Origin of the sequence: Williamsia sp. MIQD14, from assembly GCF_051025635.1 — a bacterium.
Lineage (GTDB): Bacteria > Actinomycetota > Actinomycetes > Mycobacteriales > Mycobacteriaceae > Williamsia_A.
Genome location: NZ_JBPFDG010000005.1, coordinates 125,664 through 141,483, shown reverse-complemented (window position 1 = coordinate 141,483; position 15,820 = coordinate 125,664). Strand labels below are relative to the sequence as shown.

20 protein-coding genes are annotated in these 15,820 nt (G+C 65.2%); 11 read left to right on the top strand and 9 right to left on the bottom strand.

All coding sequences use genetic code 11. From position 1 onward, the window contains the following. The first annotated feature begins 25 nt into the window (after positions 1-25). Positions 26-1,255 carry an FAD-dependent monooxygenase gene (locus tag ACQ7HM_RS18105; protein WP_434217640.1) on the top strand — a complete coding sequence of 410 codons (1,230 nt, stop codon included), beginning with the start codon at positions 26-28 and terminating at the stop codon, positions 1,253-1,255. A gap of 11 nt (positions 1,256-1,266) precedes the next feature. Here ACQ7HM_RS18105 and ACQ7HM_RS18100 read toward each other — a convergent pair whose 3' ends face one another. After that, positions 1,267-2,457 (bottom strand): PQQ-dependent sugar dehydrogenase, encoded by a 1,191-nt coding sequence (locus tag ACQ7HM_RS18100; RefSeq protein WP_434217639.1) that lies wholly within the window; start codon positions 2,455-2,457, stop codon positions 1,267-1,269. Between the two features lie 148 nt (positions 2,458-2,605). On the opposite strand from ACQ7HM_RS18100, the gene ACQ7HM_RS18095 reads away from it, so the two are divergent. Then, positions 2,606-3,496 (top strand): oxygenase MpaB family protein, encoded by an 891-nt coding sequence (locus tag ACQ7HM_RS18095; protein ID WP_434217638.1) that lies wholly within the window; start codon positions 2,606-2,608, stop codon positions 3,494-3,496. Between the two features lie 17 nt (positions 3,497-3,513). Further along, positions 3,514-3,939, top strand: a complete 426-nt coding sequence (locus ACQ7HM_RS18090) for a DUF6357 family protein (RefSeq protein ID WP_434217637.1) — start codon at positions 3,514-3,516, stop codon at positions 3,937-3,939. 30 nt (positions 3,940-3,969) lie between these two features. Here the strand turns inward: ACQ7HM_RS18090 and ACQ7HM_RS18085 are convergent, their stop codons facing one another. Then, positions 3,970-4,521, bottom strand: coding sequence for a YaeQ family protein (locus ACQ7HM_RS18085; protein WP_434217636.1), 552 nt, complete (start codon positions 4,519-4,521; stop codon positions 3,970-3,972). A gap of 49 nt (positions 4,522-4,570) precedes the next feature. Continuing rightward, entirely contained in the window at positions 4,571-5,059 is a 489-nt protein-coding gene (locus tag ACQ7HM_RS18080) for a DUF1348 family protein (RefSeq protein WP_434217635.1), read from the bottom strand. 133 nt (positions 5,060-5,192) lie between these two features. Between ACQ7HM_RS18080 and ACQ7HM_RS18075 the strand changes: the two genes are divergently transcribed. The 6 genes from ACQ7HM_RS18075 (at position 5,193) to ACQ7HM_RS18050 (ending at position 9,326) form a co-directional block, all read left to right on the top strand. Then, positions 5,193-5,774 carry a TetR/AcrR family transcriptional regulator gene (locus ACQ7HM_RS18075; RefSeq protein WP_434217634.1) on the top strand — a complete coding sequence of 194 codons (582 nt, stop codon included), beginning with the start codon at positions 5,193-5,195 and terminating at the stop codon, positions 5,772-5,774. A gap of 152 nt (positions 5,775-5,926) precedes the next feature. Further along, positions 5,927-6,571, top strand: coding sequence for a maleylpyruvate isomerase family mycothiol-dependent enzyme (locus ACQ7HM_RS18070; RefSeq protein ID WP_434217633.1), 645 nt, complete (start codon positions 5,927-5,929; stop codon positions 6,569-6,571). 371 nt (positions 6,572-6,942) lie between these two features. Continuing rightward, positions 6,943-7,239 (top strand): putative quinol monooxygenase, encoded by a 297-nt coding sequence (locus ACQ7HM_RS18065; RefSeq protein ID WP_434217632.1) that lies wholly within the window; start codon positions 6,943-6,945, stop codon positions 7,237-7,239. Between the two features lie 425 nt (positions 7,240-7,664). Next, positions 7,665-7,853, top strand: a complete 189-nt coding sequence (locus ACQ7HM_RS18060) for a hypothetical protein (protein ID WP_434217631.1) — start codon at positions 7,665-7,667, stop codon at positions 7,851-7,853. A 289-nt stretch (positions 7,854-8,142) separates the two neighbouring features. Then, on the top strand, positions 8,143-8,712 hold the full coding sequence (locus tag ACQ7HM_RS18055) for a hypothetical protein (RefSeq protein WP_434217630.1): 570 nt from the start codon (positions 8,143-8,145) through the stop codon (positions 8,710-8,712). Positions 8,713-8,747: 35 nt separating this feature from the next. Continuing rightward, the gene (locus ACQ7HM_RS18050; protein WP_434217629.1) at positions 8,748-9,326 is read left to right on the top strand and encodes a GNAT family N-acetyltransferase; all 579 of its coding nucleotides are present in this window, start codon (positions 8,748-8,750) and stop codon (positions 9,324-9,326) included. 66 nt (positions 9,327-9,392) lie between these two features. On the opposite strand, the gene ACQ7HM_RS18045 is transcribed toward ACQ7HM_RS18050, so the two are convergent. The 3 genes from ACQ7HM_RS18045 to ACQ7HM_RS18035 all read right to left on the bottom strand — a co-directional run bounded on the left by ACQ7HM_RS18045 (position 9,393) and on the right by ACQ7HM_RS18035 (position 11,318). Further along, on the bottom strand, positions 9,393-10,358 hold the full coding sequence (locus ACQ7HM_RS18045; protein ID WP_434217628.1) for a hypothetical protein: 966 nt from the start codon (positions 10,356-10,358) through the stop codon (positions 9,393-9,395). Then, positions 10,339-10,689: a cupin gene (locus ACQ7HM_RS18040; RefSeq protein WP_434217627.1), complete on the bottom strand. Its 351-nt coding sequence runs from the start codon at positions 10,687-10,689 to the stop codon at positions 10,339-10,341. Before ACQ7HM_RS18040 ends, ACQ7HM_RS18045 begins: the two co-directional genes overlap by 20 nt. Positions 10,690-11,168: 479 nt before the next feature. Further along, a complete protein-coding gene (locus tag ACQ7HM_RS18035) occupies positions 11,169-11,318 on the bottom strand; it encodes a hypothetical protein (RefSeq protein WP_434217626.1) in 150 nt (49 codons plus the stop codon). 324 nt (positions 11,319-11,642) lie between these two features. Here ACQ7HM_RS18035 and ACQ7HM_RS18030 point away from each other — a divergent pair, with 324 nt between their 5' ends. Beyond that, positions 11,643-12,743, top strand: coding sequence for a GAF domain-containing protein (locus ACQ7HM_RS18030; RefSeq protein ID WP_434217625.1), 1,101 nt, complete (start codon positions 11,643-11,645; stop codon positions 12,741-12,743). 20 nt (positions 12,744-12,763) lie between these two features. Continuing rightward, the gene (locus ACQ7HM_RS18025; RefSeq protein ID WP_434217624.1) at positions 12,764-13,318 is read left to right on the top strand and encodes a YceI family protein; all 555 of its coding nucleotides are present in this window, start codon (positions 12,764-12,766) and stop codon (positions 13,316-13,318) included. A 13-nt stretch (positions 13,319-13,331) separates the two neighbouring features. Here the strand turns inward: ACQ7HM_RS18025 and ACQ7HM_RS18020 are convergent, their stop codons facing one another. The 3 genes from ACQ7HM_RS18020 to ACQ7HM_RS18010 form a co-directional block, all read right to left on the bottom strand. Continuing rightward, positions 13,332-13,847, bottom strand: a complete 516-nt coding sequence (locus tag ACQ7HM_RS18020; RefSeq protein WP_434217623.1) for a hypothetical protein — start codon at positions 13,845-13,847, stop codon at positions 13,332-13,334. A gap of 124 nt (positions 13,848-13,971) precedes the next feature. Then, complete coding sequence (locus ACQ7HM_RS18015) at positions 13,972-14,958, bottom strand: phytanoyl-CoA dioxygenase family protein (protein WP_434217622.1); 987 nt, start codon at positions 14,956-14,958, stop codon at positions 13,972-13,974. Beyond that, positions 14,949-15,761: a class I SAM-dependent methyltransferase gene (locus tag ACQ7HM_RS18010; protein ID WP_434217621.1), complete on the bottom strand. Its 813-nt coding sequence runs from the start codon at positions 15,759-15,761 to the stop codon at positions 14,949-14,951. Before ACQ7HM_RS18010 ends, ACQ7HM_RS18015 begins: the two co-directional genes overlap by 10 nt. Between the last annotated feature and the right edge of the window lie 59 nt (positions 15,762-15,820).

Sequence of the window (15,820 nt, the reverse complement as noted above, 5' to 3'; positions counted from 1 at the left end):
ACCGGGGACCGAGAGGGAGATGATCATGCGCATCGACGAACAGGGGAGCGGCACCGCGCCAAGGGTGTTGGTGGCGGGGGCGAGTATCGCGGGTCCCGCACTGGCGCATTGGCTGCACCGCCGCGGCGCGGTGGTCACGGTCGTGGAACGGTCACCGGGTCTGCGTCCCGGCGGCCAGGCGGTCGACGCACGGGGTGTCGCCCGGGATGTGATCGGCCGGATGGGGCTGGATTCGACGATCCGTGCGGCCTGCACCGACACCGCGGGTGCACACTCTGTCGACGCGGACGGACAGATCGTGCAGACGTTCGACGCCGAGGACGACGGTGGCGACGGGTTCATCGCCGGCATCGAGATCCTGCGCGGCGACCTCGCGCAGGTGCTCTACAACGACACCCGCGAGGACGTGGAGTACGTGTTCGGCGACCGGATCGCGGAACTGGCGCAGGATGCGAACGGTGTCGACGTCGTGTTCGCCGGTGGCGGAGGTCGGCGTTTCGATCTGGTGATCGGGGCGGACGGGCTGCATTCACCGTTGCGCGCCATGGTGTTCGGGCCGGACGAGCACCATCTCCGGCCCCTCGGTCAGGCGCTGGCGTTCTTCAGTGTGCCCAACGAGTTCGGGCTCGACCGACATCTTCTCGAGTACCAGGATCAGGCCTCCGGGCGATCGGCGCTCCTGCGCCCCATCCAGGATGCGCACCGAGCGATGGCCATGTTCTATTTCGGCGCGCCTGGCTACGACGTGGATCCTCGCGACATCGCCGCCCAGAAATCGTTGCTCCGGGAACACGTGGCCGGACTCGGTTGGCTGACCCCGCAGATCCTCGCGCACCTCGATGCGGCACCCGACTTCTACCTCGATCAGGTCGCGCAGGTCGTGATGGACCGGTGGTCAGACGGGAGGGTTGCGCTCCTGGGCGACGCGGCGTTCAGTTCGTCACCGATGTCCGGGCAGGGGACCGGGCTCGCACTGGTCGGCGCGTATGTGATGGCCGGCGAATTGGCCTGCGCCGAGTGGGATCCCGACGCCGCTTTCGCGCGGTACGAGGAGCGGATGCGTCCGTTCGTCGAGGCCAATCAGGAGATCGGGCGGTTGAACGCGCGCACCCGCGAGGTGCCCGGCCCGGATTCCGAGCCGCTACCCGACTTCACCGGCGACTGGTTCATGGAACTCGTCGGACGCGCGATCAACGGCATCGAGGTGCCGGACTACGACGGGGTGCCCGACGCGCGATCGTCGCAGGGATCGTGACGGAGGCGGCGTCACCCGGCTCGCACGCGAAGGATCCGGTCGTTGCCTCCGCCGTTGTCGGTGGTGACCAACAGCGACCCGTCCCGATCGACCTTCAGACCGCGCAGGCGGCCGTACGTGTCGCGCAGGCCGTCGGTGGTGCGAAGGGTGTCGCGTCCGTTCTCCGACAGCGTGACGAACACCAGTCGTCTGCCCTGTTGGGTCGAGATCGCCACTGCGCCATCGAGCTCGCCCCAGCCGTCGGCGGGAAGGAATTCGAGAGCCGGCGTCGCCAGCGTCGGTGCGCCGGAACTCCAGACCGCCCCGATCGCACCCGGTACGCGCTGGGGGTCCGTCATCGGCACCGATTCGTCGTAGATGAAAGGCGCGCGGTCGGGGCGGTACCCGTAGTTGCCCCCGGGGGCGAGGAGGTTCAGTTCGTCGTCGCGCGAGGTCCCCTGCTCGATGGAGTAGACGCGACCTGTCCCGGGTTGCACCGCCACGCCCTGGACGTTGCGGTGGCCGAGTGAGTAGATCGGTGTTCCCGATATCGTGCCCCCTGCAGGGGCACCGGCAGTAGTGATGTGGAGAACTTTGCCGCCCAACGAGCTTCGGCTCTGCGGGTAGGACGGCACCGCGTTGTCGCCGGTGCCCACCCACAGCGTTCCATCGGGCGCTGCGGTCAATCCGCACCCGGCGTGGCGACCACCCGCGTTCACGGGGATGTCGGTGAGCACGGTGCGCGTGCGGGTGAGCGAGGACCAGTCGTCCGCGACGCGCCACGCGACCACGTTGATGACCTGTCCGGTGTTGGGGAAGGGGAGGGGCAGGTTGCCCGCTGACCCCGTGCCGACCCCGGAGCCGGATGTCTTCTCTGCCTGACAGGAGTAGAGAGTGCGATTCGCGCCGAAGGCTCGGTCGAGCGCCAATCCCATGAGGCCGGCTTCGTTGGTGACGAACAACCGCGATTGATCGGCACGGATCGGCTGCACCGAACCCCCGGGCCGAATGGCGACGAAACGACCACTTCGTTCGCCGGAGACAAGGGTGCCGTCGGGAGCGACTTCCATGTCCCACGGTTTGTCGAGACCCGCGGCGACGGTACTGACCGACAACGCCGGAGCGGCGTGGGCCGGCGCGATCGCGGTGACCAGGCCGATGGTCAGCGCGGCGATCGCGACGACGATGGAACAGGCGTGACGATGAACCCGACGAGGAGACACTTTGTCACCGTAACCTCAATCTTCACATCAGTGTAGGGGTCTGAGGCGTCCGATATGTCCGGTGACACACATCAGACCGCTGGGCGCAGAACTGTTCACCCACATCGCCCTGAACAGGGGTTATGTCGTCGCGGCGCAGACTGGACGAATGAACCCGTTGAATGCTGTCCAGCAGCGCGTGGGCGAGATGATCTTCGACCGCGTCGCCGGCGACGAGGGACCCGCTCGACGCGATCGAATCCATCTGTCGACAGGGCCGCGCCGCTACGGCCCGGACTCGGCGATCTATCGGGTCCACAGCGACGCGTCGATGTTCATCGGTGGGATGCGAGCCCTGCTGCTGCAGTCGTTGCATCCGCTCGCCATGGCCGCGGTCGACGAACATTCCGGGTACCGCGGTGATCCGTGGGGGCGCCTCCAGCGGACCAGCACGTTTCTCGCCGAGACGACGTTCGGCACGATCGACGACGCCGACCGAGCGATTCGCATCGTGCGCGCGGTGCACAAGCGCATCACCGGGACCGCGCCGGACGGGCGCCCGTACGCGGCCTCGAACCCGCACCTCATCCGGTGGGTGCACGTGGCCGAGATCGACAGCTTCCTGCGCGCGCACGATCGTTACGGCGCTCGCCCGCTCGATGCCGCGGGGCGCGACGAGTACGTGCGGCAGACCGCCTTCGTGGCGCGAGGTCTCGGCGCCGTCGACGTTCCCGAGACGACCGCCGAACTCGACGAGGTGCTCGCGTCGTACCGGCCAGAGCTCCGCGGCACCGCGGCCGCCCGGCGGACCGCGCGCTTCATCCTGCTGAATCCGCCCATCCCGCTGCCCGTGCGCCCCGCGTACGGGGTCTTGTCCTCGGTGGCCGTGTCGATGATGCCGTGGTGGAGCCGGTTCCCGCTGCGCCTGCCGTATCTGCCCGTCACCGAGGCGACAGCGGTGCGGGGGAGTGGCATCGCGATGACCTCGGCGATCCGCTGGGCCCTGGGACCCGGACCGAGTCGCGGGCTGTCCGAGGACGCGAGCGAATCCACCTCCTAGGCTGAGACGATCATCCGATGGCAGATTCAGTCGAGGTGGTCGTCGAACCGCTGGGACCCTATGGTCCGAGTGTCCTCCGCGCGGGTGGCGAGCTCGTGTACGAGATCTATATCGCCAGCGGTCACGCCGACCGGGTGGAGCGTCTTCCCATCTCCGAACGTCACGCGCAGGTCCTGCGCACCGACGCCAAGCGGTACTGGTTTCTGTTCACCGCGCTGCACGACCCGTATCAGTTGACCGAGACCCGTTTGAGCGCAGATCGTCTCAGTGAATACCTCGACACGATCCTGCTCGCCGAACCGGCGGTGGTGGAGGCGTTCCTCACCGATCTCGACCACGGTTCGGCGAACGGCGCGCTGTCGAACCTGCTGCGGATTTTCGTGGACGCCGACCGTGAACGGATGCGCGAGGGCCACTGGTTCGACGCCATCCCGACACCATGATGAGGCCGCCGACCGCGGTCACCTCCGGGATCACTGCAGAGTCTCCGGCGTGAAGGTGACGTCGACACCGCCCACGGTCATGGTCACCTCACCTTCGATCATCATCACCTGCGCCGAGACACGCCGATCGATGGTCTGTGCCAGTTGCGCGACGGGCGCGTGCGGAATCTGCACCACCGAGAGGTTGGGCACACCGACGACTTTGGGGCCCACGGTGCGCCACCAGGTCGCCGCGCCGGCGGCGAACGGATACAGGACCACCTGGTCGGCCTGGCCGGCCGCCTTGCTCAACGCTCGTTCGTCCGGCTGGCCGACAGTTATCCACTCGAGGATTCGCCCCGTGTAGTCGGCGAGCCGCAGGTCCGGTACACCAGGAGTCGACAGGCCGGCGCCGAACGTCAACTCACCGTCGACATCGTTCAATCGGTGCGCACGCAGACCGAATGCCAACAGTCGCACCACCATGCGCTCGTCGGTTTCGCTGGGGTGTCGGGCCACGGTCAACGTGTGATCGCCGTAGTAGTTGTGCTCGACGTCGGAGACGCCGAGCTCGACTTTGAACACCGTTGCAGAAAGGGCCACGCTGTAGTGTCCACCCACCCTGTGGCAATGAGCGAATGACCACGCTGATCTACAGGCCGAGGTCCGACAGCCCGGGATGGTCGGCGGGGCGAGGTCCGCTCCGGTCCCAGAAGAACTTGCGGTCCTCGTCGCGAATCGGCACGTCGTTGATGCTGGCGTGGCGCTCGGTCATGAGGCCCGAGTCGTCGAACTGCCAGTTCTCGTTTCCGTAGGCACGGAACCACTCACCGGAGTCGTTGCGGTACTCGTACGCGAAGCGAACAGCAATTCGACTGCCCGTATGAGCCCAGACTTCCTTGATCAGTCTGTATTCGTGTTCGCGGGACCATTTTCCGGTGAGAAAGTCGACTATCTCATCACGGCCGGTGACGAACTCCGACCGGTTTCGCCAACGGCTGTCGGGGGAGTAGGCCATGGACACGGCTTGCGGGTCGCAGGTGTTCCAGGCGTCTTCTGCGCGTCGGGCCTTGAGCGCAGCCGATTCATCGGTGAACGGGGGGACGGGCGGTTTCACAGGCGCAGGTGCGTTGTCGGCCATGGGTTTCTTCACCTTTCGGGGCGACGGCTCGATGAATGTGGACAAGTCTGTCTACACATCAGGAATCTAGCCGGGGTAGACAGATTTGTCCACACTGCCGAATTCGGTGGACAGTCCTGTCTACAATGACGTCGTGAACGCCTCCGTGAGCCTCGACGCCGAGGTCGATATCGACACCCTTCCTGCGCGCGAACGGATTCTGAGTACCGCCTACCGACTGTTCTACCGCGACGGGATCCGAGCGACCGGCATCGACAGGGTGATCGCCGAAGCACACGTCACGAAGGTGACCTTCTATCGCCACTTCGCGAGCAAGGACCTACTGATCGTCACCTACCTCGAGGTTCGCCACGAGCGGTGGATACGCTGGTTCCGCGATGCGCTCGAGCGTCATTCGCCACCGCGACGCGGGCGGATTCCCGTCGTCTCCGCCGTGGAGGAATGGCTCACCGCAGACACGTTCCGTGGTTGCGCCTTCATCAACAGCGTCAACGAGATCGGCGCCGAACTCCCCGAGACACGGAGCATCGCAACTCGACACAAGGCCGAGATGGTGGAGTGCATCAGGGCGACGTTGCCTCCGGGACCACACCGGACTCGAACCGCGCAAGCTCTCGGTGTCGCGGTCGACGGAGCGATCGTGCACGCTCAACACTCCGACGCCGCCTCCGCTGTGAAGGCATTGGCAGCGATCGCGCACTCTTTGAGCCGATAGTCGGGGGAGCAGGAGCCACCGACACTCGAACGGCTGCTGTGTCGGAACCGGAAGCGCGCCGGTTGCCGACTGATCGATGAATTGTGACTTCTCGCCTGGTCTGTCTACCGGAAAGGTCCAGACGGTATTCGCACATCGAGAAGGAGAACGGGTTGGCAACGGTGAAGGTGTGGGATGTGGTCGAGCAGGAGCGAATGCGGCTGGTCGAGGAACTGCGGCTGCTACCAGCAGAGTCTTTCGCCGTCGGATCTCTGTGTGAAGGGTGGGATGTCCACGATGTACTCGCTCACCTCATCGACACTGCGAAGACCTCGCGCCTGCGATTCATCGTCGCGATGGCGCGGGCGCGTGGGGGATTCGATCGGGCCAATGCCGCGGGGATCGCACGTGAGCGCCGCGCTGATCCTCAGGCCACGGTCGCCGAGCTGGCCAGAGTGGTCTCGCTGACCAGGACACCACCCGCGCCGCTTGCGACGCGGCTTGTGGAGGCCTTTGTCCATGGCGAGGACATCCGACGACCTCTGGGTTTGACGGGCGAGTACCCGCCGGCCGCTGTCGTGGCCGGTCTGGATTATCAGTGCCGAACGTCGGCGTCGATGGGCGGCAGCAAAGCACTTGTCGATGGCGTCAGACTCGAAGCCACCGACGCCGACTTCGTCCGTGGCCACGGTCTGACGCTGTCCGGGGCGGCGATGGACATATTGCTGGCTGTGACCGGTCGTCCGGTTGCGACCGCGGCGCTGTGCGGTCCCGGCGCAGAACGTGTCCGCGAGCGTGTCGCAAAAGCGAGTGGTTAGTACAGATGAGGCGACTACTCGTGCGGGAACCGTGGGCTGTGCGGGCAATCCACGCAGTCTCGTCGGCGGGTGGGCTGCTGCGGCGAATTCCGTGGCGCCGAATGTGTCGAAGCCACCTATGGCAGCGACCAGCACTGCCGCGGCACGTGAAACGAGAAGCTGTGATGTACGCGTAATTTTCGGGCGCAACTCTTGTTACGGCAAGCGCGATAGGGCACGCCTCTTCCCGGTACCACGCAGTCTCCTCTTTCTGCCCGGCAGTTACCAGATCCGAGGCAAACCTGTTGGAATTCGGGGCTCGAACGCCTTCCTTCAACCGGTCATTGGTGTGATGCTTGACCATGTACACAACCCCGAACAGGAGATCTGACATGGCCGAGAAAGCGCTATTGGTCCGACTCGAAGCCAAGCCCGGCAAGGAGGGCGCGGTCGAGGATTTCCTACGGTCGGCGCTCCCGCTCGTCGAACAAGAGCCAGGCACGAAGCCCTGGTTCGCCGTGCAGTTCGGCCCCTCGTCCTACGGCATCATCGACGCGTTCCCCGACGAAGCCGCCCGTGATGTTCACCTCAACGGCCCAGTGGGCAAAGCCCTTGGCGAACGCGCCGACGAACTCTTCTCTGTGCCGCCCGAGATCAGCTACCTCGACGTGCTCGCGAACAAACTCTGACCGACGTGCTTGCCCATAGTCGGACCGCGCGTTCTCGGACAGGTTGACTCGCGCGACCATACGAGGCCATTCTTCGTGGCGGAGTCCAGAACGTCACCGATGGCGATGGTGGCTGACCTCATGCGTTCAGCGACGTGTCCAGATCTGGGTGCTGTTCGTAAGCTGCACAGGAGCTACCTCAGTGATGGGGTGTGGCGCGGTACAACGCGGGGTCGGTGGTCCCTCTCGAATGAGTACGCGAGGTTCATCAGAAGGCTGTCGCTGAACGGTCTGCCCAGTAGATCGAATCCGACCGGGAGACCCTGTGGAGACAGTCCTCCCGGGACGGACAACGCCGGAAGGCCGGCGCATGGCGCGATGTCCGCGGTGATCGCCGCGTCGACCCGCTCTTCGGGGATCAGTGGGGGTTGCACCTGCATGGTGGGATGAACGAGTTATTGCAGAAATTGCGAAAAAGCCAGGATCAAATTGACATAATGTATCTTATCGGCATCACGGCGACGTGGCTGACGGGGCGAGATCCCGCCGCTAGACGCCGCCTGCCCGAACCTGACATTGTCGCCACCCGCTGCGAGTATTCGCAATCGCTGCCTGCGTTCGCCCTCGACCTGTAGGTCACCGTGTTCATCAGTCGCGCGACTCGTCATCACCCCATTGATGACGATCAATTTCCCAACCGCCCAGACGCTGCCGACAATCGCCGATTCAACGTAAAGATCTGCGCGCCAGCCATGTTCACTCTTCCGCTCGCCCTACACCCACACCCTATTGCCCTTCGTTTCGTCACTAGTGACGAAACGAAGGGCAATAGCCCTCACTGGCGGCGGTCAACCGGCTAGGTGTCCACACCCCGCCGACCAAGCTGAACGGAAGGGATACGCCAGTGTCAGATAGCCTGTCCCAGTGAAGCTCACGACCCGAACGCTCATGGGCTTCTTCGCCGTCATCGGAATGACGGTCGGCTTGCTCGGAGCGCTCGGATGGCGATACGCCACCCGACGGCTCGTGGTGATAGACAACCCGCCACCCACCACACCGGGCAGCAAAGGCTTCATGTTCACCTTCGACACGCTCAACACCGTCGCAGGACCGCGCTGGTGGCCCGGCCTACTCCTGTTGCCGGCAACAGGAATCGTCATTGCGACGGCAGTCGGACTGCTCTGCTGGTTCACCCTCAGATCAAAGTCTGCCGCCTGGGCGACATGGCTCACCCTCGCGACAACCGCGGTGCTGACCGGCGCTGGCGTTGCCATCGCCACCCTCCTACTCACCCAGGAGCGCCGTCCAGCTGTGCTCGTGCGAATAGGCGAGAAGGCATCCGCGGTAGGACCCAGCGAGACCCCGCTGACGGACGGCCAATGGGACCGCGAGTGGACCCCTATCGGCCTCTGGTTTCCCGTAGTGGGGATTCTCAGCGCACTCCTGGTCACGGCCGCGCTGTGTGGCGCCTATCGCCTGACACAGCGGCACTAGGACGAGCCGCGACCGACGTCGGAAAGGAAGAATGCATGCTCGACGTACCCGTAATCGCTCGCTACGGCGTGCTCCTCTCCCCCACAACAGACTTCGACACTGAACGACTCCATGATGCATACGACGATGACTCTCTTTTCACGTACTTCCCCAGCGGCGTCCGGTCACTACCCCCGAAAGACGGCAGTGTCGCAGCAGCATTGAGTGATCCGGGGCGACTGCCATTGACTGTCAGAACGGCAGACCAGCGCACGGTGGTCGGGTCGACCTCGCTGTACGACATTGCTGACGACGCGAAACAGGTCACGGTCGGTTACACCTGGTTTTCAAGAGCCGTACACCGGTCAGGGATCAATCAGCGTTGTAAGTTGGCGCTCTTCGAGTGGCTTTTCGAGACATGGGGCGCACACAGGCTCTGCCTGTACGTCGACAACCAGAACGGCCCGTCACGCGCGGCGGTCCTCGCACTCGGCGCGACTGAGGAAGGCCGCCTACGCCAACACGCCCGACGCAGAGACGGCACGTACCGCGACACCATCGTCTACTCGATCCTCGACCACGAATGGGAAGCGACCAAGATGTCGCTGCTCACCCGGATCAACAGATCCACGTAACTCCGCCACGGACACTCTGCATCGCCCGAAATCTCCCGTGATCGGCGTAGTCCGTAGGCTTTCGTTTCACAGACCCAGCATCCCTCGAACGGATCGAATAACGGCGTCCACCAGACCATTTCGCGCTTCGAGTGTGACGCGGTCCAGAGACAGGTACGGATTGAGGTCTTCGAGTTCCACCAGCTGCAGTGTCCCGTCGACCGCGCGGCACGCATCGACCCGCTGAATCCCGTGTTCGATGGTGTTCCAGTCGACGATGCGCTGCGAAAAGGCGAGATCCGTATCGCTGGGCTCATAAGGTTCCAGCTCCCAGCGATGCGCCGTCGACGGTGCGTAGAGCGCGTACTGGAAGTCGTGGTCCACGAAGTAGAACGAGACCTCGTACTCGAAGTCCACCTTCGGCTGGATCAGCCACTCGCCGCCTCCGAGATCGCCCACCTCCGCGCGTGACACGAACCGCATCCCGACCGAGTCGGCACCGAACTTCGGCTTCACCACATAGGTCTCGACCTCCGGGAGCTTCTCGAGATCGCTCACCGAGTCGACCGTGGCCATGACCGGATAGCCCTGCGCCCAGAGATCGACCAGGTACTGCTTGCCTGCCTGATCGGCGCGACCCGACAGTTCGGTGAACACCGGGATACCCAGCCCGCTCGCGCGCGCCCGGTATCGGTCGTAGGACTCCTGGTGACGGGTCACCGGCCCGGTGTTGCGGACAACGACGATGTCGAAGTGCTCCATGAGGTCGGTCGCGTGGTCGGGATGCGTCGACGCGACCGCGAAGTCATCGCCGAGCCGGCCGGCAAGATAGATGTCCTCGGCGCAGTATCGCCGGCCTGCCGCCGCGTACTCCGGATCGGTCAGGAATGACATCCGCGGTCTGACTGTCATGGCCACCAGTCTGCGCGATCGGACCGAACACCTCCCACAGCCCTCATGGGTCACCGCAACATCTGCGGGTTGTCCCAGTCTCGGTGTTAACTGCGCAGTGTGCACCAACGAGTCTGGGTGTTTAAATGCGCCGTTCGGCACAGATGGCAATGATGGTCAGACCATCGGATCCGGCGCGTAGGTGTCGTCGATGATGGAGTTCAACAGATATGAACTGACCGGGTTTGACGGGTGTGGATTGGCCGTCGATGACGACCCACCCGCTGCCTGCGATGATTGCGTAGACGTCGTCGTTGCGGTCGTCGAGATGATCATGCGGCACCGTCTCAGCCGTTGGCGGCAGATCGACCTGGTAGACCTCAAATGTACTGATGTTCAGGGCCTCGCTGATACGCCGGTCGAACGGACTGGCCGCGGGGTGCGGTCCGTGCCCCGCGGGTACCGACGCGGCGTCGACGATGACATGCGACATGCCGCCGAGGGTAGCGCCTCGGGCCGCGGATTCGAATCTCCTTGACAGCGACCCGATCAACGGAACTAGGCCGACTTCTGCACCACAGGCCGAGAACATCAATCCGTTCGCCGCCGACTTCCTGCTCGACACCACACGCGTGGCATTGCTTGTTGCAATGTCCCGAGTTTGTCGTTGCGCATGTGCATTCCGGGGCGTTTCGCGTTGCTGCACAGCAGTATTCGGCTCCAAGTAGACACGAGATGTCCTCGGGAGGGGGTCGCCCGGAGGTAGTCATCCCTGCGATGGCCGCAATACTCGGGCCGCCAATTCCCGACGACGTCGTGTCGACCGTTATTGCCCTTTCAGGGCGTCGATGCTGCGGGCCGGATTCACCTCGGTGTCGATGCCGACTCGCCCGGGATTGTCTGGGTCAGAACCACTTGCCTGCTCGGACGACCGTCTCACTCGACCCGGCGCAGTGTCAGCCGCCCTCGGGACTATTCACCCAACGCTCGCGCGAACGCTTCCTGCTGCACCGCGACGTCGCCGCCGACGCTCGTGGGGATGTTGCGGAATGCGACCCACAGCAGAATCGCGAAATTGAGATACAGGACGGTCGCAGCGATCGTCCAGACGGTCGTCGACATGCCATCTCCCCCGAACCGCTCGGAACCCCTGTGATCACCAGGCGTGACCATCTCGTTTTGGAGCATATATGTCGCACGGCTAACTAACGGTGCGTTTCGTACCTTTTGCCGCCTACGTCGAACCGCATCCAGGCCGGCGACGCCGCGATGCACCGAGGTGGGATCATGGACGCCCGTGCACACACTCCTGCACCGGTGCGGGACGCCACGGTGGGCGCCGGCTCGGCGCACAGCGGATGTCGTGCTCACGCGATCGCCACCAGTTCGAGGCGCAGCGCCGCGAGTCCGGTACTCGGAGGTGCCGCGAGATAGGGACAGCATCACGTGACCAAAGCCGACACCCGCTCGTCCTGGATCGTCGTCGAGACGATGGGCTCGCGGACACCCACCCTGGTGTTCGACACCGATCGGACCAAGAATTTCGGGTCGATCAACCGTCGTCGGCACCACCAGGGCGATGTGGTGGGCGCCGCGCTCCGTGAGTTGGTCGAAGAGGTCAGGATTGGCCGGCAGCCGGGAATGCGTGCGGTTCACCCGAAGAGCGCTCCGAGGACGTACCTGTTCGGGCTACCTGTCTTCGGGCCCGACGACCGTGTCTTCGCGGTGCAGGTCCTCGTGAGCCCCGACGACGACGTGGAGCAGGTGGTCCTCGGCAAGCGAGCCGTCGGCGCGTTCGAATGGGACCCGATCAACCAGATCACCTATCACGGACCCACGATCGAGACCGAGATCCTGGGCGTCATCGACGATCCTCAGGTGGAACGAGTCAGCCCGGAGATCTTCAAGCACTTCGACGAGTTCCCGAAGATGGCCGAGCTGGGGGCGTTCATCGCCGAGATGGGCAGCCGCGCCGTCACCGACGACGACACCTTCGACAGCGACCTGCTGATGACCGGCGTCGACGGCAGGCAACGAAGCGCATACATGACCTTCCGCGCAGTTTCCCGTGGGTCGGACCCGTGGCTGATGCGTGGCGTGGTGCACGACATCAGCGACGTCCGGCCCCCATCGGCATCCGCGGGCTTCAATGCCGCATTGGTGCGTACGGCGTTCACCGTGGCCGACCCGCCCGAGAACTCGGGCATCGGTCATCTCAATTTTCCCGCCAAGGTCATCACCGAGTGGTTCCACGAACCGCCTGCGCCACTGGACCGATGGGCAAGCGAGAACGCGGTGTTCCACGACGCGGATCAGGGGCTGTTCGACGAACAACTCGAGATCGTGGCAACCGGTGTGGCGCCTGACGCCACCTTCGACGTCCGGGTCAGGTTCGCCGACACCGACTGGATGACGACCACGGTCCACGTGCGGGCAGCTCTGCCAGGAGACCTCGCACAAGGCCTCATCCGCGTCACCCCCGTGTCACCCGGTCCCGGGCAGCCGCCCCCCGCCGCCCCCGACACCGGAACGACGAGACGATCCTGACGCCGCCGTACCGTGGAGTGATGGGTGACGCGCAGTGGACAGTCGGTCCGTCAGACGACGCAGTTCTCGAAATCCAGACCGGGGTCACGGGCAAGGCCGCCAAGATGGGGCACCGTCTCACCATCGCGGTGACGCGCTGGCAGGCGACCGTCGAATGGGCCGGCGATGATCCGACATCGCTGGAACTGAGCGCCGAGGTCGACTCGATCGACGTCGTCGACGGGCAGGGCGGGATCACGCCGCTCCTGGGGCCGGAAAAGGTGGTCGCGCGCCTGAACGCGCTGAAGACTTTCGAGTCGAAACACTTCCCGCGCATCGCGTTTCGAGCGAGCGACATCGTCGCCACCGATGCCGGGTACCGACTCGACGGGTCGCTGGAGATCCACGGCGTGAGTCGTGATCACTCCGTCGATGTGCGGGTGGAAGACCAGGACCACCTCTGGCGTCTGTCCGCGGAATCCGAGGTGCGGCAATCGGATTTCGGTATCAAGCCCTACTCGCAGATGCTGGGCGCGATGAAGGTCGTCGACGAGGTGACCGTCGCCTTCTCGGCAACTCGCCCGAAGTCGTCATGACACCCCGGCAGCATTAGCTCACGACGGTGTTTACGCGGCAGGTCACAGGTCCGACGGGGACCCGACCGTGCGGCTGGGCGACGACGGTGATGTCGACCGGTCCGATTCCGGGGTGGATGTACCCGTCATACGGCCGGTCATCGAGATAGGCGACGCTGTAGAACGGCGTGAGGAAGCCGATCTTGTCGACCCGAGTGGTGAGTGTGGCACTCACGGTCGCGCGCGTACGCGTATTCGTCGCGCGCAGGGAGAGATCGACGGTGTAGGGCGCAGCGACCGATCCCAGCATCGTCGTGGTCACCTGTAGCCGATTGTGTTGCGAGCGAAGCTCATTCTGATACGCGGTCACCTTGATGGTGAACGGGAGGTCGACGATGTTCGGGTTCGTGCCGACACACGTCGGCCCGTCATCCTGCCGGTAGGACGGATCGGTCGCGGTGTCGGCGTGCGAGATCCCGGCACCGAGAACGGTCGACGTCGCCGCGACGACAAGGGCCGCCATGATGGAGGTTCTGCGTGTCTGGTCCATGGCAGTACCATCGCGCGCATTCGTTCATTTGTTACGCACAACTACCCGTTGTCGTACGACCGCACCACGTCGCGTTCACAGTCCGCGCCGTCGCGATGAGGCATCAGCCCACGACGGATTGACCTCAGCCGCGTCGGCCGACGACAGGATTGAGATCGGACGCGGCGAGGCCACCGGGTTCGACCCCGGGCAGGAATTCGCGCCAGGTACCGCTGATGAGCGTCGGCGAATCGACCACCCTCGCCCCGTCGGCGAAGTAGGTGGTGGCCAACGCCCGCCGCGGCTGCGTGGTGAGGTTGGGGCCCGCGGTGTGGAAGCACAGCGCCGAATGGAACGACACGTCACCGACGTGGAACGGGCCCGATTCGACCGCGACGCCGCGATCGGAGAATCGCCGACTGACGGCCTCGTCGTACGAGGTACCGACCTTGTCGAACTCGAGGTCGGACACCTCCCCCAGCACCTCGCGTCCGCGCGCGAACGACAGCGGACCCATGCGCCCGGGGATGGCCGACATCGGCATCCACGCGGTGACCGCCTGGACGGTCTGCAACGGGAAGTGCTCGGCGTCGTGGTGCCACGGTGTGCGGCCGCAACCGGGCTCCTTCGACAGGGCGTTGTCGTGGTAGAGCCGGACACCGGGCTCGTCGAGCAGCGCCGCGGCGAGGCCGCCGATCCGGGGTGACAGGGCGACGGCGCGCATCAGGTCGTCGTGGCGCCACATCTGCTCCAGCGCGGTGAAGCGACCGGCGACGTCCTCACCGTGCTCGGCACGCAGCAGCTCGTCGAGACGCTCGGCCAGACGTCGGACGACGGCAGGCGACAGCACGGCGGGTAGTCGCACGAACGCCTCGCGAGCGAACGCCTCGACCGCAGCAGGGTCGAGGTCGTAGGGCTCGGACAACTCGCGCTCGAGTTGCTCATCGGTGGCCGCCTCGACGTCGGGCAGACCCGGCCCGTCCACCAACTCGGTGGGCACCGCGTCGTTGGCCGCGAGAGTCACGTACCAATCCCACCAGTCCTGGTCGTCGCCTGCCCAGTCCTGTTCGATACCGCCGTCCCGATTCTGCTCGGGCAGCCGCTCGTTGACGGTCGGGTTGTTCAGAGCCACAGCAGGGCCGCCTCGTGGGAGAAGGTGTAGGAACCGGATGCGTCGCGACACGATGCCAGGTAGTCCCCCAGCACGGGTGCAGCCTCCATCTCCTCCAGGGAGACGGAGTCGTCGAAGGCACAGCGCTGCAGGAAGCCCTCGGCGACAGCGCGATCCGACGTTCCCGTCGTGTAGGTGACGCGCTGGTCGCGGACGTCGGCGCCGGCGCGGATCAGAGCGTCGCGCACCTGCTCGGCCGTCGTGTACGGCGTCGCCTCGCGCACCCCTGCACGGAATGCGTCGTAGAAGGCAAGGTAGTGCGATGCCGCAGTGGCCTGCGCGATCAGCCCCAGGCCACCGGGGGCGAGCGCGGCGACGAACCGTTCGGCCGCCGCGTCGAGCTCTGCGGGAGGCAGGGCGTAGAGCGCGTGGGTCGCCCACACGATGTCGTAGCCCGCGTAGTCGTCGGGGAGATCCTGCAGGGTCATCACCAGATCGTGGCGAGCCGTGAACGGCGGCCCCAGCACGCCGCGGGCCTCGGCGACCGAGAACTCCGACGGGTCGAGCAGGTCGTACGCCAGCTCGGGGAGCCCGGAGAGATCCGTGTCGCGACGGAGTGCGGTCGGGAATTTCCCGCTGCCGCAGGCGACGTCGAGGAGCGACCAGCCCTCGTGCGCCCGCTCGGCGAGAAGGCCGGGCCAGTCGGCGGCCTTCGCCAGCTGGCGGTAGTCCTCGGTGGCGAGGGCGTAGAACGCCTCCATACCGGTGCGCCCGGCCTCACTCCAGTGCTCGAGGCTTCGTTCCGCCGTGTCTTTGCTGCTCACACCACTCCTCGTCTGCTCATCGGAAGCCATAACGGACCCCCGGATCGAGGCGTCGTGGT